This window comes from Bacteroides sp. 51, assembly GCF_010500965.1.
Taxonomy (GTDB): Bacteria; Bacteroidota; Bacteroidia; order Bacteroidales; family Bacteroidaceae; genus Bacteroides.
This window is the reverse complement of sequence record NZ_QVMI01000003.1, coordinates 1-18,165: the sequence shown is the minus strand read 5'-3', so window position 1 is coordinate 18,165 and position 18,165 is coordinate 1. Positions and strand designations below refer to the sequence as shown.

19 protein-coding genes and 1 pseudogene are annotated in these 18,165 nt (G+C 43.4%); 2 read left to right on the top strand and 18 right to left on the bottom strand.

What is annotated here, in order from left to right; genetic code table 11:
- Positions 1–315: 315 nt before the first annotated feature.
- From D0T87_RS03590 to D0T87_RS03525, 14 genes are all read right to left on the bottom strand, one after another.
- Positions 316–996 carry a polysaccharide deacetylase family protein gene (locus D0T87_RS03590; protein ID WP_163172907.1) on the bottom strand — a complete coding sequence of 227 codons (681 nt, stop codon included), beginning with the start codon at positions 994–996 and terminating at the stop codon, positions 316–318.
- Positions 993–1,910 (bottom strand): beta-ketoacyl synthase chain length factor, encoded by a 918-nt coding sequence (locus D0T87_RS03585; protein WP_203558601.1) that lies wholly within the window; start codon positions 1,908–1,910, stop codon positions 993–995. Before D0T87_RS03585 ends, D0T87_RS03590 begins: the two co-directional genes overlap by 4 nt.
- Complete coding sequence (locus D0T87_RS03580; RefSeq protein ID WP_163172906.1) at positions 1,907–3,142, bottom strand: beta-ketoacyl-[acyl-carrier-protein] synthase family protein; 1,236 nt, start codon at positions 3,140–3,142, stop codon at positions 1,907–1,909. The genes D0T87_RS03585 and D0T87_RS03580 overlap by 4 nt, the downstream gene beginning before the upstream one ends.
- Positions 3,142–3,399, bottom strand: a complete 258-nt coding sequence (locus D0T87_RS03575) for a phosphopantetheine-binding protein (RefSeq protein ID WP_163172905.1) — start codon at positions 3,397–3,399, stop codon at positions 3,142–3,144. The genes D0T87_RS03580 and D0T87_RS03575 overlap by 1 nt, the downstream gene beginning before the upstream one ends.
- 221 nt (positions 3,400–3,620) lie before the next feature.
- A complete protein-coding gene (locus D0T87_RS03570; RefSeq protein WP_163172904.1) occupies positions 3,621–5,417 on the bottom strand; it encodes a beta-ketoacyl synthase in 1,797 nt (598 codons plus the stop codon).
- Entirely contained in the window at positions 5,402–5,845 is a 444-nt protein-coding gene (locus tag D0T87_RS03565; protein ID WP_163172903.1) for a thioesterase family protein, read from the bottom strand. The genes D0T87_RS03570 and D0T87_RS03565 overlap by 16 nt, the downstream gene beginning before the upstream one ends.
- Positions 5,842–6,261 (bottom strand): hydroxymyristoyl-ACP dehydratase, encoded by a 420-nt coding sequence (locus tag D0T87_RS03560; RefSeq protein ID WP_163172902.1) that lies wholly within the window; start codon positions 6,259–6,261, stop codon positions 5,842–5,844. Before D0T87_RS03560 ends, D0T87_RS03565 begins: the two co-directional genes overlap by 4 nt.
- A 44-nt stretch (positions 6,262–6,305) precedes the next feature.
- Entirely contained in the window at positions 6,306–7,370 is a 1,065-nt protein-coding gene (locus tag D0T87_RS03555) for a methyltransferase (protein WP_163172901.1), read from the bottom strand.
- 152 nt (positions 7,371–7,522) lie between these two features.
- Positions 7,523–8,542 carry an acyltransferase gene (locus D0T87_RS03550; RefSeq protein WP_163172900.1) on the bottom strand — a complete coding sequence of 340 codons (1,020 nt, stop codon included), beginning with the start codon at positions 8,540–8,542 and terminating at the stop codon, positions 7,523–7,525.
- A 102-nt stretch (positions 8,543–8,644) separates the two neighbouring features.
- A complete protein-coding gene (locus D0T87_RS03545; protein WP_163172899.1) occupies positions 8,645–8,890 on the bottom strand; it encodes an acyl carrier protein in 246 nt (81 codons plus the stop codon).
- Positions 8,891–8,899: 9 nt separating this feature from the next.
- The gene (locus D0T87_RS03540; RefSeq protein ID WP_163172898.1) at positions 8,900–10,120 is read right to left on the bottom strand and encodes a beta-ketoacyl synthase; all 1,221 of its coding nucleotides are present in this window, start codon (positions 10,118–10,120) and stop codon (positions 8,900–8,902) included.
- Positions 10,121–10,129: 9 nt separating this feature from the next.
- Positions 10,130–11,647 carry a histidine ammonia-lyase gene (gene hutH, locus D0T87_RS03535; protein ID WP_163172897.1) on the bottom strand — a complete coding sequence of 506 codons (1,518 nt, stop codon included), beginning with the start codon at positions 11,645–11,647 and terminating at the stop codon, positions 10,130–10,132.
- A gap of 158 nt (positions 11,648–11,805) precedes the next feature.
- Positions 11,806–12,426, bottom strand: coding sequence for a DUF3226 domain-containing protein (locus D0T87_RS03530; RefSeq protein ID WP_163172896.1), 621 nt, complete (start codon positions 12,424–12,426; stop codon positions 11,806–11,808).
- The gene (locus D0T87_RS03525; protein WP_163172894.1) at positions 12,426–13,532 is read right to left on the bottom strand and encodes an ATP/GTP-binding protein; all 1,107 of its coding nucleotides are present in this window, start codon (positions 13,530–13,532) and stop codon (positions 12,426–12,428) included. Before D0T87_RS03525 ends, D0T87_RS03530 begins: the two co-directional genes overlap by 1 nt.
- A gap of 127 nt (positions 13,533–13,659) precedes the next feature.
- Between D0T87_RS03525 and D0T87_RS03520 the strand changes: the two genes are divergently transcribed.
- Positions 13,660–14,892: a glycoside hydrolase family 3 C-terminal domain-containing protein gene (locus D0T87_RS03520; protein ID WP_163172892.1), complete on the top strand. Its 1,233-nt coding sequence runs from the start codon at positions 13,660–13,662 to the stop codon at positions 14,890–14,892.
- Here the strand turns inward: D0T87_RS03520 and D0T87_RS03515 are convergent.
- Positions 14,882–15,040: pseudogene (locus D0T87_RS03515) on the bottom strand (YoaP domain-containing protein); the annotation flags it as partial. The gene D0T87_RS03520 and the pseudogene D0T87_RS03515 overlap by 11 nt on opposite strands.
- 226 nt (positions 15,041–15,266) lie before the next feature.
- Between D0T87_RS03515 and D0T87_RS03510 the strand changes: the two are divergent.
- Positions 15,267–16,193 carry an alpha/beta fold hydrolase gene (locus D0T87_RS03510; RefSeq protein ID WP_239063468.1) on the top strand — a complete coding sequence of 309 codons (927 nt, stop codon included), beginning with the start codon at positions 15,267–15,269 and terminating at the stop codon, positions 16,191–16,193.
- A 62-nt stretch (positions 16,194–16,255) separates the two neighbouring features.
- Here D0T87_RS03510 and D0T87_RS03505 read toward each other — a convergent pair whose 3' ends face one another.
- From D0T87_RS03505 to D0T87_RS25030, 3 genes are all read right to left on the bottom strand, one after another.
- Complete coding sequence (locus D0T87_RS03505; protein ID WP_163172891.1) at positions 16,256–16,525, bottom strand: hypothetical protein; 270 nt, start codon at positions 16,523–16,525, stop codon at positions 16,256–16,258.
- A gap of 281 nt (positions 16,526–16,806) precedes the next feature.
- Positions 16,807–17,304 (bottom strand): hypothetical protein, encoded by a 498-nt coding sequence (locus tag D0T87_RS03500; protein WP_163172889.1) that lies wholly within the window; start codon positions 17,302–17,304, stop codon positions 16,807–16,809.
- A 439-nt stretch (positions 17,305–17,743) separates the two neighbouring features.
- A complete protein-coding gene (locus D0T87_RS25030) occupies positions 17,744–18,097 on the bottom strand; it encodes a hypothetical protein (RefSeq protein WP_370526818.1) in 354 nt (117 codons plus the stop codon).
- Positions 18,098–18,165 lie beyond the last annotated feature (68 nt).

Below are 18,165 nucleotides of genomic sequence, written 5' to 3'. Positions count from 1 at the left end.
TCGCAGGGCTTGTGCGTACAAGTCGTGCGACGGAAAGAATAACTTAAGGCGCGGGCCAGTTGATGCTGCCGTCGCCGTTGAGTAGCGTGTTGGTGGATACTTGTACCTTCGGTTCGGTGATTTTGTACCAGACATAGCCAAAGTGACCAATGGTTTGGGTGCGGTTAAACCAGCAGGCGGCGTATTGGACGTTACTGCCGTTCTCTACTTAGTATGTTTCAAAAACATGCTAAAAGTAGCATTCATTTCGGTGAAGCCCTTTGTTTATGGGGGATCTAACGGAATGAGTGAGACTTCTGGCCTATTTTTCGTTTTCTATAGAGTAGAAATAACGAAATCGTTCTGAACATTGAATTTCCGCTTCTTCAGCTCCTCCAATATGCGGCCGAGCAGTACCTCGCTCCCCGGCATCCGGTCGTGCAGTAAAATAATGGAACCCGGGCGGAGCCGCTTATGGATGTGGCTGATTATCTTTTCGTGCGAGGGTTGTTGCGTGTCCAGTGTGCGGATGTTCCACCCCATTGTCTTGTATCCCAGGCGTTTAACGACCCGGGCTATGGTGGGATTCGTTACCCCGAACGGCGGACGGAACCAAACCACCTTCTGACCCGAGGCTTCTTCAAGTTCCCGGCGGCATTGCTCCAAATCCGCCGTCATCCGTTGGGTGGAATAGAGAGGAAACCGCCACGTATGGGCGTACGAGTGGTTGCCGAGGGTGTGCCCCTCGGCAACCATGCGCTGTATAATCGCCTCGTTTCCTTTGACCTTCGACCCGATGCAGAAGAACGTAGCCCGAACGTGGTGCTCCTTCAGTACATCCAATACCTTGGGCGTTTGCACCGGGTCCGGACCGTCATCGAAGGTCAGGGCAACTACCCGCTCATCTGTCTGCATCCGGCAAAACGCTTTGATATATATTCCGGCTCCGATGCTGTAAGAGGCATAAAACAGGAACCCGAGGACCAGTGCAAACAGTATGAATAGGGCGATGATCATGGGCGGCTGACGAGGATAAACGATTTCTCCCACTGGTAGGCGTTACGAACCAGAATGTGGCGGATGCTCTTATCCTCACTCAGCTTCTGCACCGCACGCCAAAGACCAAAAGCAATGGCCGTTTGATATTCGCCGCACTGCCGCTTGAACCTCTCGTAAGGCGTGCGCGGGAAGTAGAGGTTACGGAAAAGATCCTGTCCGTTATCACTGGTTATGGAACTCCTGTCATAAATCAGGAAGTCAATGTCTCTGACGGATAATCCATACTCTTCCAGATACTCTTCGATATGACGTTGGCCATACGGAGAGGTAATGCGAGCCAGGCTCTTGTCCGTCTTCTCACTGCCGAGCAAGAAGAATTGCGCCCCTTCTCCACCTACGTTCTGCCGGAATGCACCCAGCCGTTGGTGGATGGCGTGCGAGGTGGGCGTCATTTCGTCGAATGCGCCGACCAGTACCTTGCGGTCGCCCTCATCGAGGCGGAGCATCGCGTCGAGCAGGGCCGATTCAAAGCTCACCCCGCGGTGCACGTACGTCATATTATACCCCTGGTTCCCGCAGAGCATTGCAATCTGCGCTCCTACCGTGTTGAATGTAGATTGAATAAACGGAGTGGGGGTGAGCAGCTGCTCGCGGTTATCAAGCAGATTGTTCATGAACCTTTCCGTATCGGCCAGGCAGCCCAGCCCCGTGGCGGTGATAATGGAATCAATCTCTTCGACGGGTGTGTCGCTCAGGCACTGCATGGCGCAGGCCACGCCCATCTTTACGATGCGACTCATCCGGCGGCGTAGCGCGGGGTTCTTGATCAGTTCTTTGTAATCGGGCTCGCTGGCCGTAAGATATCCTTGCGATGCATCCCCTGACCCGGGATGTATGGATGCCATGCTGTTTATATATGCTGGTGTTATCATAGATCATAAATTGGGGGTGCGGTAACGTCTGTTTTAGAGAATAAAAGGGAGGTGTTGCTTCCGCCGAAACCAAAGGAATTGGAAAGGACGTGGTTGACCTCGATATCGTCCAGGAATACCGGGATCGGTTTCAATCCGGTTTCTTCCATCGGTGTGCGGAAGTTCAGGTTGGGATACAGTACCCCGTGCCTGATGGCCAAAGCCGAAAGTGCGGCCTCTATTCCTCCGGCTGCCCCCAACGTATGACCGATAGATGCTTTTACCGAACTGAATGGCGGTATTTTATCGCCGAATACGCGTTTCAGTGCCACGCTCTCGGCAAGGTCATTGCTTGGTGTTCCGGTGCCGTGGGCGTTGATGTAACTAATCTCTTCGGGCAATATGCCGGCCATCATTATAGCCTCGCACATGGAACGGTACGGCCCATTACCTTCGGGCGAGCTGGCCGTTTGGTGGTACGCCTCGTTGACGTTGGCATAGCCGGTGAGTTCGCAGTACGGATCGTTCATCAGGTCCTTTTCATTTTGCAATACCAGGTATCCTGCTCCTTCGCCCAGGTTCAGACCCGTGCGGTTTTGATCGAACGGGCGGCAATGCTCTTTGCTCAGAATTTGCAGCGAGTTAAATCCGTTCATCGTAAACCGGCACAAAGCATCCGTACCCCCTACCACAACCGCGTCCAACTGTCCGCTCCGGATGAGCCGTGCGCCAAACATAATGGCATTCGCAGCCGACGAGCAGGCGGTACTGATGGTGGTTATGATGGCTCTGTAACACTCTGAGATGTACAATGCTTCGGCTATGGCATCGCTGATCCCCCCACAATCGTGCAGGCCTATATTGCGCAGCTTTCCTTTTAGATTGTTTTCCCGGAAAGGGGTATAGAAGTTCTCGCTCAGATCCATTCCTCCTGTAGAGGTGGCGGAAATGAATCCGATGCGTATGTCATCCATATAGAGTCCATCCAGATCGGCATCGCGCATGGCTTCCTGGGCGGCGTGCAGGCCTAATAGGGCTGTGCGTGGAAGTGTCCCGGTGGTGTCCGTTATATCTTTAAGTTCTTCATTGGTTAGCTTTACCTCGGATACGGGTACGTCGAGGGCTGTAGGGAAAAGGCTGATATTTGCCATGCCGTGCTTTCCTTCGGTCAGCATGGTCATGTTTTCTTCTGCATCAAGCCCTATACCGGAAATAATGCCAACTCCGGTGACAAATATACGTGGCTTGCTCATTACTTCTGATTGGTTGTGATGTATTCGGCTAATGTGCGAATGGAGTAGAATATTTCTTTTCCTTCGCCTGGGTTGGCTATTTTAATGCCGTAGTTACGCTCCAGAATCAGGATGATTTCCAATGCGTCGATAGAGTCCAGGCCTAGGCCTTCTTCTCCGAAAAGAGGGGCTTCGGCATCAATATCTGCCGGGGTGATTTCTTCGAGGTTCAACTCTTCAATCAGTTCGTTTTTTAGCTTTTCTATTAATTCTTCCATTTTTGTATTGTTTTATATGGTTCATCATAAATAATTTACAATCTTCCTTAGTTGCCGGTTTTAACCGATGGATTATAATATGGTAGCGAAGCCGCTTTTCCTCTGTGGTTTTTAACCTCCCCGAATGTATGAGGCCCATTGTCAAAAACTACAAAAGTGTTGTCAATAATTTCTTTTAGAGACTATCGGTTAAAATCTGCGGAAAAGGAGACAGAAAATCATTAATTTTCATTCATTTCCAATCCGGTTTTACTCATTGTCAATAATTCAAACTCAGCCTCATAATCATCATTCAGCAGCTCACACCATCCAATAACGCAATATTTCAGCTTATTTCTGTGCATAACTGTGCATGCATAGGCTTTCAACTCAACTAAGTTACATTCTTTATTAATAAAAAAAGAATTTTCTCCCTGTATTTTATGCCGGATACATATCTCGCCTATTACTACATTAGGTAATGTATAGACAAAAACTGCCGGACTGGCAGCTGCATCGTCATAATTGACAATTATAGTCTGGTGTTTGATATCAGTGTGTAGCGAAGCGTTTTTATTAGCCAATATAATACCGATTTCAGTTGGAGAGTAGCTTATATCTTTCAAAATATAGTGACATGCCATGTATCCAAGCTTACAAAGGTCGTCCATCTTATAAAACTTCATATTACTCTCGCCCAACGTTTTATAAGCCTCGCGAATGAAAGTAGGAAATGACTTTTCTCCGGAAGTAAATATGGTCTGACTGTTTACGGTGATCTGACCATTTTTAATGGAAACGGTAGGCAGCGGTAAGATGTTGTCTGAAAAGTTCTTCCACTTCCCCTCTATCGGGTACTTCTCCTCGGGCAGGTGGGGAGCCGGTTTAATTAAAACAATCGCTGCATTACACCCCCCAAAGCCCGATGCAGTCTTTACACAGGCTTCGATCGGTTTGTCTATATGCTGCGCATGTACTTTGATGGGCATTGGTACGCCCAATTCCTCAAACCCAAGCGTTCCAAATACCGTTTGTTCTTTCAGTTCATGCGCACAAACGATAGTTTCAATTATTCCCGCTGCTCCCAGCGTATGACCGAAATACGATTTCATGCTGTTCACCGGTGCATGTTGGAGTTCTGCCAGATGGATTGCTTTGGACTCCATCTCATCATTATAGACGGTGGCTGTTCCGTGTGTATTTACAAAATCAATATCAGAAGCTTCTATTCCTGCATCCTCCATAGCCTGGCGCATAGCATAATATAACCCATCTCCGGTGCGCGATGGACCCGATATATGATTGGCATCATTGCTGATTCCTCCACCGGCCAGTACAATGCCGCCGGGTGTTTGTTCTGTAGTTAATAGAATCGTGGCACATGCTTCGCCCAGGCTTAGCCCGTCTCGTTTCGCATCAAAGGGACGGCATATCTCCGGACTGACAGATTTGAACGAAATAAATCCGCTGGTAATGAAGTGGGAGAGTACATCTCCACCCGCAACAAGCACTTGTTTGTACTTTCCTTGTTCCATCAACCGTTTGGCTACTACCAAAGCCGATACTCCTGAAATGCAAGCGTTGGAAATGATACGGAAGTTCTGTCCGGCATGAAAATATCCGGCTACCCGTTCGACCATTTTCCATAGGGAAACCTCATCCGAGTAATCTTCGTCGGTATGCCCACTCAACAGATCAATGTTCCCTTTGGTGGTAGAAAAGATAATGCAACTGTCGGGTGAACTTAAATCTACTGGATTTGCTGCCTGTGACAGGGTTTCGGTGATGGATAAGATAAACAATTGTTCCAGTCGTGAATACTGTTCCAGCTTGTGCTGCTGTACATATCCGGCAACCCTTTCCTTATTAATAGTAGCGGCTTGTACGGGTATGTCTGAAATGTCTGAACCATCTTCCGGTGTATGCAACTTTACGCCACTCTGATAATTCCGGATAGCGTGTATATTTTCCTGTGTAGTGAAACCCAGCGCACTGATTATATTGTCGGCTGTTAGGTATATATTTACTTGATGTCCCATTTCTTTTTCCATTCCAGATAAAACTCAGGATTGGTTAGTTCCAGTTCTCTGTCCATGTTGATGAATACCTGTGTGCTTTTTCCTGTGGCGGCAACAGCCCCATCGGAAGCACGATATATCGTATATTCAAAGAGTATCTTGGCCGATGGAGAATTGATATAGCGCGTTTCGATAATGGCTTCGTCTCCAAATACCAACGATTGTTTGAACTGGCAATCCAGTTCAACAATAGGCACCATATACCCTTGCTTAACTACATCCATGTAGCCTATCCCATATTTATCGCCAAAAGAAATTCTTCCGTCTTCGAAATAGCGTACATATTCGCCATGCCATACAATGTGCATGGAATCAACCTCGCTGAAACGCACTTTAATCTGGGTACGGTCTACAAGTGCAGCAACGTTTTCTACTTTTTTTCTTCTCATTCTTTTTTTAGGAATATCTTCATCCGTCCTTCGGCAATCAATGTATCTTCACTTTTTACCTGGGCAGAAATTAAGGTTATATCGCCCACTTCCTGCATTACGGTGATTTCTGTTTTCAGTTCGCTGCCTACAACAGGTAGTTGGTGGATTTTCATTTTATCGACCGAACCGATGAATCCTAACGGAACGGGTGCTTTTTCTAGTAAAGCGATATAGCCCACACGAGCTGCTGCGGATTGGGCAATATGTTCAATTACTCCGGTTTCTTGAAGCATTCCGTTCTGGCAGAATAGGTTTTCTGCTGTAACAGTTAATCCTGAAAAGGATTTCTCTTCTTCTACACCATAAAACTTATCGATCATAACGATAGGTGGTCTTTGGGGTAGTAGTTGAAAGATTTCTTCTCCTTGCATCATATTTATATATTCATTTACTTCATTTCCACACCGTTTACCTATTCCTATTTAGCTTTTACTACCATAATACTATGTCCTAGTCCTAACCCATCATGCATGGTTTCCACTTCCAGCCCGGCATGGTGCACACAACGGATCATATCATCCGTATGATACATTTTACTATTACCATTGGCCATGGCTGTAAAATATATACTTGTTTGTGCCAGGCAATATGCAGCAGTCTCGAATTTCTGACGGTTCCAGAACGTCTCCATGATATAAAGCTTTGTTCCGCTTCCCATGGATTGTGCAGCGCGTGAAAGGATGCTTGTCACTTCCTCTTCCGAGAAACAATCCAGAAACTGACTCATCCAGATCGCATCAAACCCTTTGGGGAAAGGAACGGATTTATCCAGTAAGTTTGCTCCATAACCATGTATGCGTTCTGCACCTTTCAGTCCGGCTGTTTGTTGCTTCATAAGTTCCAGTTGTTGAGGCAGGTCCATAATGGTTACTTCAACCTCGCTGTTGTATTCAACACATTTCATTGCCCATCTGCCCGTATTGCCACCCACATCAAGAAGTTTATGTGGTCCGTTGGCAAATACAATTTCGAGTGCCTGATCAAAAGAGCAATCAGAGTAATAGTGATCAAAACCAAACCAGCTTTTTTGGACTTGTTCGGGCAGGCTTGATAATCCTTCATATATAGTAGGCCATTCGCCGAATACTTTCAATCCTTCCGGCTTGCCGTTTAGCAATGCCTCTTCCAGACTGAAAAGCCCCAGGTAGTTTACGTCATGGTTGAACTCCATATTGACACGGGCCATTTTATCATTTAATAGAAACCAACCGGCTTTAGCCAACACAAAACGATCCTCTTTAATCAACACTGTGCCGATAGTTAACGAAGATTCCAGTAATACTTGCGCCGCATATCTGGATAACTTAGTTTTTTCGCTGATTTCAGCCAGCGTTAATCCTTCACGCTCTTCTGCCAGCAAGGCAAATATCCCGAATTTGACCATCAGCCGTGAGACTTGAAATACGATTGGCCCAAAAGCTATCTCTTGTGCAAGTCTTTGTGCTTCTACCGCAGTATGCTGTTCTTTTGAATACCTTTTCATTTACAATTTACAATTTACGATTTACAATTTAACCATGCGGATGATTGTTTTACAATTCCCCCCTGTCATTGAGGCTGTGTAAAAACTCCCATTCGTCATTGGTAGGAACGAAGTAATCCAGCTTATATGTCTTGTGAACTGGATTGCTTCACCTACGGTTCGCAATGACGTACCTGATCCTGAGTTTTTACACAGCCTCCATTCCGCATGGGACTTGGGTGCAGCGCCTCGCTGCCGCTGCCGCTGCCACTGCTACCCCAGAAAGGGTAATAGTTGAACCATTGTTCAGGGTATTGTTTTACTATATTTTCAAGCGCTTTTACGTATTGCTCTAAAAGTATTTGTTCCGGTCTTTTCTTTTTCCCGCCATCCGCATGGAAACCTGGGTGTGGCGCCTCGCCACCGCCACCGGCACTGCCACCGGCGTCGGAGAAGTGGAAGTGGTAGGTTCGTTTGGGTTCTCGCATGGCGAAGTAGAACACTACGGGTACTTTCATTCGGGCTGCCAGTAGAAATGGTCCTGAGGGGAAATGTGCAGGGCGTCCCATAAAGTTACAGGTTAACAGGCGTTCGGAATTGACATATCGGTCGCCTTGGAAACATACATACTCTTTCTGCCCGAGCACTTCGGTTATTTTGAACACATGTTCCAGACTATCCTTGTTTACGGGGATGAATTTGTATTCCTTATTTATCCCATTCTTTTCCAGCATCTCTTTTATTTTCCGGTGCTCGGCATCATAGATTACGATATTTATCTTCTTGCCATACTCATGGAAGAAAGGCGCTCCGGTTTCCCAGTTCCCTACGTGAGCTCCTATCATAATCACTCCCTGATCACTGTTCAGGATATCCAGGAATTCCTTATAGTTACCGAATTTGAAATGGAATTTCTTTTCCATTCCCGCGTTGATAGCCACTTTATCTATCAGGATTTGTCCCAGGCGGTAGTAGTTGCGGAATAATAACCCTACCGAGCGTAATCGCCCATATTTCAGAATGTTTCGTGAATAAAACCAGATACTCTTTGTTGCTTTTGGTGCGAAAGGAATATAGTAGGGTACTACGAAGCATAAAAAGACATATGCTGCGGTTACTCCCAGGTATCTGATCAGGTATATGAAAAACAGATAACCAAATGTACCTCCTCTGGTTTTACCTTTCCAAGTCATAAGAGTTGAAAGTTGAAAATTGAAAGTTGAAAATTAAGTATTGCTCATTGAATGTTACCGTGGCTTGTTGAGTGCCGCATGGTAACTTTCAACTTTCAATTTTCAACTTTCAACTCTTGAAATAACCAGATCATAGAAATCCTGGAATGTTTTAATTCCGGCAAAGTCTTGTCCGGTTACGTTGAATCCGAAGTTTTTTTCTACCAGTACTACCATATCCACTAAATCGAGACTGTCCAGTTCCAGCGTTTCCATAAGCGGTGCGTCCGGTTGGATCAATTCGATATCAATCTCAAACTCTTCAGCGAGTGTAGTTCTGATTTTCTCTATAATTTCTTCGTTCGTCATTTATCTATATTATTTATATTTCTTTATAATCAGTGTTGAGTTCGTTCCTCCGAATCCGAATGAGTTTGAAAGGAAGGTGTCGAACGCTGTATCTACCCTTTGTGCGGGAATATTGAGAGCAGCCGATGCTTCGTCCGGCTCATTGAAATTCAGATTAGGTGCGATGAAACTATTATTCATCATCAGCACAGAGTAAATAACTTCACTTGCTCCCGCCATCCACATTTCGTGTCCGGTTTGCGATTTCGTTGAAGTGATATACGGTTTATGCGTCCCGAACACTTCTGCTATCGCCTTGGCTTCGTTCATATCACCGACCGGCGTAGACGTAGCATGTGCATTCACATATTGTATCTCTTCCGGTTTGATCTTTGCATCCCTGATAGCCATTTGCAGCGACTTTCTTGGCCCTTCCACATTAGGCACAGAGATATGATCACCATTGGATGAGAATCCATATCCGATAACTTCCGCCAGGATCGGTGCCCCTCTTTTTATGGCCGACTCATAGCTTTCGACAACCAAACTCGCAGCACCGCCACTCGGCACTAGCCCATCGCGCGACTTATCAAACGGACGGGATGCTTTCTCCGGTTCATCCTGATGCATAGAGAATGCACTCAATCCGTCAAAGCTACCTACAGAGTAGGGGTTAACTTCTTGTGCACCACCACACAGGATACACTCCTGCATGCCCGATTTTATCAGGTAATAAGCCATGCCAATGGCGTGCGAACCGCTTGCACAAGCCCCTGCTATCGTAAAATTAATCCCTTTCAGTTTGAAAATAACCGATAAGTTCATGGTTATTGTTGATGTTAGAGATTGGAATACGGAGCCTGATCCAACAAGTATCGTTTTTTTCTTTTCGCGGATAATATCAATAGCATTGATGACCGGTTCTGCACTGCTGTCATTGCCATACAGAATACCCACATCATTCTTTTCCAGGAATTCCTCGTCTATTCCGGCATTACGGAAAGCCTCAACAGTTGCCATATAGGCATACTCTCCCTGTTCGGCAAGATAAAGACGTTTTTTTCGATCCAGCATGCCTTTCAGGTCCGGACGTTCCAGCATACCGGTGAGCGCAGAAAAGTATCCCATCTCCAACCGCTCCGGTGCCAGTCCGACACCGGATTTGCCGTTATAGAGGGAGTCTTTTACTTCGTCAAGGTTCTTGCCAATGCAAGAGTATATCCCCATTCCTGTAATAACTACTCTTCTCATCTTCTGCAATTATTCACCTCGTAGATAGGTGATCGTTTTTTCTACTTTAGGATATAGTGGGGTATCCTCCTTAAATGCAGGGAAGAACTCACGTATCTCCTGATATATCTTTAGACTTTTAGGGCTTAGTTTATCCTGGCATTCCTGATACTCAATAGCCTGCGTCAGTCCCATAAACTGGATGGCTAGTACCTGAAACGAGTTATCTATAATGGTTTTGGCGATTAATGCCGAGTTTGTTCCCATGCTCACAATGTCCTGATTGTCATTGTTGTTGGGAATGCTGTGTACATACATCGGGTTCGACAATGTCTGGCATTCTGCTGTTGTTGATGTTGCGGTAAACTGCGAGGCTTGCAAACCGTAGTTTAGCCCCAGAACTCCAAGATTTACAAATGGAGGCAGCATTTCGTTGATCTTATCATGGAATAAATAGTTCAACTGACGCTCGCTCAGCATGGTTAGTTTGGTGATGGCGATCTTCAGTTTATCCATTTCAAAGGATACATAATCACCGTGGAAGTTGCCCCCATGGTATATATTCTGCGTTACGGGGTCTACAATCGGGTTATCGCAAGCTGAATTGATTTCATTGATCAGTACTTTTTCCGCATTGGCCAGTTCATCGTACACCGGACCCAATATCTGAGGTACACAGCGTAGTGAATAGAACGGTTGCACTTTGTGTCCGAATACTTTTTCCTGGTGTCCTCCGCTGTAAAGCTCAATTTCCCGTTTCTTCACGCACGTACTTCCTTCAATCCATTCTCTCATGGCTTTGGCTATGAACTGTTGCCCTTCATGTCTTTTGCAACTGTTCAGAGGTTCGGCCATCAGGTCATCGTAAGATGCAGCTACTTCGTTCATCATAACAGAAGCAATGACAGACCAGTTCAGCAGTTTTTGTGCATATAATAGGTTTACGATGCCGATTCCCGTCATAACAGATGTACCATTTGTGATGGAAAGTCCTTCGCGGATATGCATGGAGAAAGGCTTCAGTCCATTTTCTTCCATCACGCCTGCCGTATCACGCCTTTCACCTTTATAAAACACTTCTCCTTCGCCGATCAAGGTCAGCGCCATATGTGCCAACTGTACCAGGTCGCCGCTTGCACCAACACTTCCGTGTTCGGGTATGAACGGGTAAATTTCCCGGTTGATGAACTCCACCAGCAGATTAACCAGCTCAGGATGTACCCCCGACCTGGCTTGCAGGAAAGTATATACGCGGGCTACCATGGCGGCGCGTACATAGATTTCGGGTAATGGTTTACCAGCTCCGGTAGAATGGCTACGGATGATATTGTATTGTAATTCGGTTAACGACTTATCGTCAACCCGGTATTGCGCCATCGGCCCAAACCCTGTGTTAATGCCGTAAATGATTTTATCGCTGGAAAAAGTTTTCAGGAAGTCATAGCAATCAGCTACTTCTTTCATGCAATCTTCTGATATCACTAAGGGTGCTTTCCCGAAGACTATTTTATCCAGTGTTTTTAAATCAATCGTTTTTCCTAGCTCCATTTTAAACAGTAAAGTTTTCTGTAAAAGACGTGCAAAAATAGTGAAATTATATCATAATTAGTGCTTTCTGTGCGGATTTGGAGAAACTCTTTTGGTTTTTGGGGCTTTTTGTGCTTTTAAGGTTAAGGGAAGTGAAAGATTATTTTTGCATAATCATATTATTCATCAAACAAATTAAGTAACCATTTTAGAAAGAGTGAGCACTGATATACATCTGTATTCAGATATTTTTTTGTGATACTTAATCCCATTGGAGTTCCCGGATCTTCTTGCCATGCCAACCAAGTATGTATAAGTGCTTTTGGACGATGAATTGGCGCATATCTGTTTAGCTTTTGAGCTTCAATGGCGGTTAAAGTCGAATTCACAATTGGCAATAGCTGATCCTCTTCCGGGATAAGGTATTTAATAAAGTCCTCAAGCATCCCGTTTAAATTATTATCAGGCATAAGCCATACTCCAATTTTAACTTTTTTACTTTCGTTTAAAATTACGCCTTCGGTAGGTATTATGTCTGGAATCTGATATCCTATATTTGCTAAAATGCCACTAATAGTATTCCATCTTTTGTTTATATCGGCATCTGCATCAACGATTATTCCCATAGTGTTAATTTCAGCTTGTTTTAATCTGACTGGGATTGAATCTATTAATTGATCTATTCCTTTGCAGTCAATGATTTCGAAAGTTTGGGGGATATTACGCTTTTGGCATAATGCATACATTACATGCAAATCGTCATTACCTTCAACTAGTAATTGCTTATTCTTTTTTGTCATTATCTTATTTCAATTTCTTGTTGGTCTGCAATGTTAAGTTCATCAGATGAAAATTCGACCTGTTTTATTTGGCCATCTACATTGTCTAGTCGGATATATTTACCTAGTGATTTATTGTTCATGTTGTTCAGTACTTTGCTGAAACTGGAGATGCAATCGTTACTGTGTGTTGTTGCAAATATTTGGATGTTTAGTTCTTGAGCTAGTTTAAAAATGACAGTCCATAATTTCTCTTGCACAGTGTAATGTAATCCATTTTCGAACTCATCTATAAGTAGATAACCATCGCTGCAATTTACTAAGGATAGAATAATGGTTAGTATTCTATTTATTCCATCTCCCATACTACTTATTGATACAACATCTTTAGTATTTGCCAATTTTACAACAGCCACACGTTCTTTCATATTGTTATCAACAAAAGCAATTCTTTCCGTATTAGGCTCAATGATTCTGAGCGCCTCAATAATATATTGTTCTTTGTCTGTAAGTGCTATATTATCAAATAATGAACTATTAAAACTTTTTTCGGAATTATTGGTGTAGATAAACTGATGTTTCAAAGAAGGTGCTGAAATTGAATTTCTGACATAAGAGCCAAGGCTTTTTTGAAGTGATAATAATTTTGATTGATTGCCAATTTTAATATCAAACCCAATAAACAAATCGCTTATATTATTGATATCTAAATTGTTATCAATAGTAATTCTTCTAATCTTTTCGAACTCATATTTGGCATTTTGGTTCACCTCTTCTTTATAATAAACAAACTGTAAGGAAATTAAGTCTTTTAATTGGGGTTCACCTATTTCTATTCTATCCTCATAATTGAAAGAGAACTTTCTATTAAAGAATAAAGATGAAAGAGATGTAATGTTTTCTTGTAGTATGTCTGGTCTAAGATTGCTGGTGAAATATTCTTTCCTTCCAATAAAATTGGCTACAATACTCTCTACACTTCCTCTGTTGGCATATATGAAAATGGCTTCCAGAAGAGATGATTTTCCAGTGTTATTCTTACCCGATATGAGGTTTACCTGATTAAATGAACTGATATGTAGCTCTTTCAGGTTTCTGTAATTTTTTATATAAAATGATGATAACATATCATATTCTTTTAATGAATTGCAAATATAAACTTTTTCTTTTTGTTTAAACGAGTACTTTTAAAGCTTTTTAAAGTCTTATGGTTTTAGTTTATAGTATCTTTACGCTGTTAATTCATTTTATAATATGAGAAAGATAAATTTTACTCTACTTCTTTTAATTGCTAGTTCTTTCAGTGTGTTTGCTCAAAATATAACTTTCCCATCGGAACAGGGTATAGGTCAGACGTGGAACCGTAGTTTAACTAAACGTATCGGACAGATTGTCGGACAGGAAGCCCGTCGTGGAGGTCAGGAGTCTATAGCTTTGCCATCTTTTAAGTATGGTGATAGCCCGTATCTGGTAGCTGAGTTAGGAATTGAGATGTCGAAGGGATTACATGCCAATTGTCCGGTAACGGACCTTGAAACAGTGCAACCAAGTGATGTGAGGTATCGTGCTGCTTTTAAACGTATTACGGAAGAATCGGGCGTGTTGGAACAGAAAACGTATGATGCGCTGACAACAGCAACTCCGGTTGGGTTACAACAAGAACAAAAAGATCATAAAAGTGTAGCTTTACAAGTTTGCCGGGAATCTATTGTACTGTTGAAGAATGACGGGAATATACTACCGGTTGATAACACAAAACGCATTTTGCTTTCTCTTTCACATTATAACAATAAAAAGGAGAAAGATAAAGTTCTTGCGGGTGCCCGTAAATATGATGTAATAACTGTGGTCTGGGATGCAGAAGATGCAGTTAAGAGTGAATCGAAGATCTGGTTGAAAGTACTTTCTGCGTTGGGTAAACCGGTCGTTTTGGTTTTGTCGGGAGAAGAATCGTTTGCGATTGATCCTCTGATTGAGAGTTCAGTGTCGGCTGTGCTTGCGATGTGGATTCCCAAACAGGTTAATAAAGAGCTCGTTACTGAAGTTATCCGTGGAGGATACAGTCCGGGAAGCCGGCTTACAACTGCTATCTATGATACCGAAGGAAAGGTGCTTTACCCCTTTGGACATGGCTTAAGTTATACTACGGTTACTTACTCGGATCTCACTCTCGAACCGGAAGATACGGAAAAAGGGAAGAATATTATTGTTCGCTTTAAAGTAACCAATACCGGAAAACGTACCAGTGATGAGGTTGCTTTGCTTTATGTGCAAAAAGCCTCAGCTTCGGCAAAGGCCGAGGAGATACGCATGGAGGGCTTTAAGAGAACAAACCTGAAACCGGGCGAGACGAAGGAGATAAAATTTACAATCCGTCCTCGTAACCTTGAAACTTTTGACCAGCAAATGAATGCTTCCGTAACCCCTGGAGAATATAAGGTAACACTCAGTGGGAGCGGAGCGCTACAGCAAAGTTTTACTTACTGATTATCACCTTATCAAACCGTTTGTCTATACAAACACTAACGTCTGTCGTAATAAATTCTCCATTATAAAACAGGCTGAATATCGTGGCAGGCGTGGGGGAGGCTTGTGCTTGTTCCATGGATTCCAGCCTGATTATCTTTAAAGGAATGTTTCCTTATCCGAAAAGGCGCAGCAGATATGCTCTTTTTCAATATTATCTTTTGTCAGGGTGATAAACCGGGCATCCATAGTGAGTCTGTTTTTAGTTTTCTGTTCACAAATATATATGTTCCGTCGAATTTTCATCCACTTTTCTAACTCTTTTATTATATTTGCAGCAGCGAGGCGCTGCACCCAGGTTTTCGATGCCGCACAGATGCGAATTAATAAATGAAATGAAGCGAATTGTTATTATATTGACATTCTTTTTTTTAGGAACACGACTTTACGCACAAACACTCTTCCTCCCTGAATCTATAAAGGAAATGCGGCAGTATGTTGTGCAAGGACGTGTTGCGACCGATTACAGCACGCTTTATTATGAAGAACTGGGAGAGGGTGACCCTGTAATACTGGTTCACGACCATTCCTTATCCAATCTCATGTGGGAACAACAATTCTATACATTAAGCCAAAAGTACCGAATGATCCGTTATGATCTGCGTGGTTATGGCGAATCTTCCTCCCAAATTGAATACGTCCATTTTACACATGCCGAAGATTTAATTGCACTAATGAATGCTTTGAGTCTGGAGAAAGCCCATCTCGTAGGTTTGGGAATGGGAGGTTCAATCGCTACCGATATGCTGGCCATGTACCCCGAACGGGTATCTTCTGCTGTGCTTGCAAGCGGGAACCTGGAAAAGATTCCGGGCCCGAGTCAACCTGTGCTTCCTGCCGGAAGTTCAAAGAAAGACTTGAAAACGGTTAAACAGAAAGAAACAGATAAAGATAAAATCAGGCAAAAACGACTGAACGAAATCCTCAAAACAGCCGGAAGCCAACGTGAAAATATCCGGGAACCTCTTTCTGCAATGATTCAGGCATGGGATGTTTGGCAGGCTTTTCATAAAGAAGCACGCATACTGGGCGGACTGGATACTTACGAAACGCTAAAAGAAAAACGCCCCCAGATTCCGGTTTTGATTGTAGAGGGGAAAGCCAAAGGTAATGCCTATTCTCATACAACGGAGATACTGAACATTTTACCATTAAGCAAATTCATCCTATTAGAGGATTGTGGTCGGCTCTTAAATATTGAGCAACCCGAAGCCTTTAATCAGATCGTTCTGGATTTTATTGATTCCACCGCCCCCTTGTAAAGTCTGGTATTTCTACCAAGTGGCTATCATTATTATTAACATTCAATCATTTACTCCACTCTTCATAATCCTTCTAAACCGTTCATCATCCTCAGCGGTTCCATAGCTTTTGGAATGATAAAACGTATAGAGTTTGAGTATTTCATCAAGCGTAGCTTTATACTCTCTCTCTCTATCGTAGATAAATTCCTTTGACTCATATTTATACTTTCGGCCACAAATAGCCGGGTTAATCCGTTACGCTGACGAATTTCAAGTAACAACAAACCTGATTCTTTCTTTATCCAAAACAGGTGTTCTTTAATCTGATCTATAAGCATATCATTATCCATTCTATTTTTATCTTAAGTATATTCTTTTAATTCGTTTATATTGGGTTGAACACGGTTAGCGTATAACGGATTGGAAATTAACGTGAATTCTATATAAGAGATAAAGTAAAAAGATGTATCTGTAAGGCTTTCAGCCTTACAGATAGATTAGATGGATGATTTTTATATTGAATTCACGTTAATTAGAAATACTCATAACTGATTAATAACATCCGCCTATACTCCCGCACCAGCGGAGAGAGAGTTCATAAATACTGTATTTTACCTTCAACTTTCAACTTTCAATTTTCAACTTTCAACTCTACACGTGTCATCGGAGCAAACAAAGCCCCCAGTTCCTGTGGTGTATATAACGACCGCAGAAAAATAAAAACAGCATCATAAGCATCAATATAACAGCTCCCATCCATTGTATAGCCAAAAAAGCCATTTAACACCTTCTCCAATTTAATACAAATAGGAAAGACCATTTTTTCCGGCTCATATACAACTGCCACCTCTTTTAATTCTTCCATATAGGAAACATTCCCTTTGGTACGAAGCACCGTACAATCCAATATAACAAATTTAGATTTATCAAATGCACTGCAACTGATCTCACTTCCTGCCGGCAACATCATCATTTCCAACCCATAAAGCAGATGCTTTCCTGCTACCGGGCTTTTAAGGAATATCTTACCTTCCAGCAGAAAGAACAGGCGGTAATGAGCCGCATGGGCTATATGTTCCACCCGTCCCTGCCTGAGCCGGTAACATTGTATATGGTTACCTTCATTCATATGTATTCTGTATTTTATCCATACTGTCTTAAGATGTTTCTAAAGTCTCCCTTACCACGCCTGGCTCGGGAGACTTCGCAACAAAACAAATTTAGTGGAGCATGATCGTGATATCACATCATGGAATAGTTCATGCTTAACACGACAACGACTAATTCTATGATACACATAGAAAAAGTTTCTTTTCGATGCTTCTTCAGTGGTTCATTCACATTCAGTTCCTATACTCACACCTGAGAGTCTCTTCCAACTCCCTTTTCTCCAACCGTTCAACACCCATACCGTGAAAGCAGAGCACCGTGGAGTGGTTTGGCAGATGTACCTGAAAACTCCCTGCCGATGGACCAATTCTTAGCTAAACTTCCATACCGGTATTCTAATGCCGGCCAGGACAGCTTAGCTAAGACCATCATTTTAGATACAGCTTGGGTAGGCACACTTAATTTCGGACACACCGAACAACAAACCCATGCTGCAGGAAGGACTTATTCTGGACAGCCCCGTACGGCTGCACAAACAAGGAGAACCCCTCCGTACTGGAAGACGATGAGCCCGACCAGAAGTACGAGTAGGTGCCTGCACTGCTCCAATGCCCGTCACTGTGGTTCCGGAAGCCGGAGGCAGGGAAGCGCTGATCCAATAGCTGAACGTAACTGGGGATTTGATCCAGACCGTAGGCATTGGAAGCGGTGAAGCCAGCGAAAGTACCGTTGGGAGTACCATAAAAACTGGCGTGTTTAGGACTTTGACCAGCTGCCTCACTCAGTGCCTGTTGTTCGGCGGCAGTAGGCAAACGCCAACTACCCTCAACCCAACCCTTATCAGAGATGTAACGACAAATGTCACCCTTGCCGGTAGAAG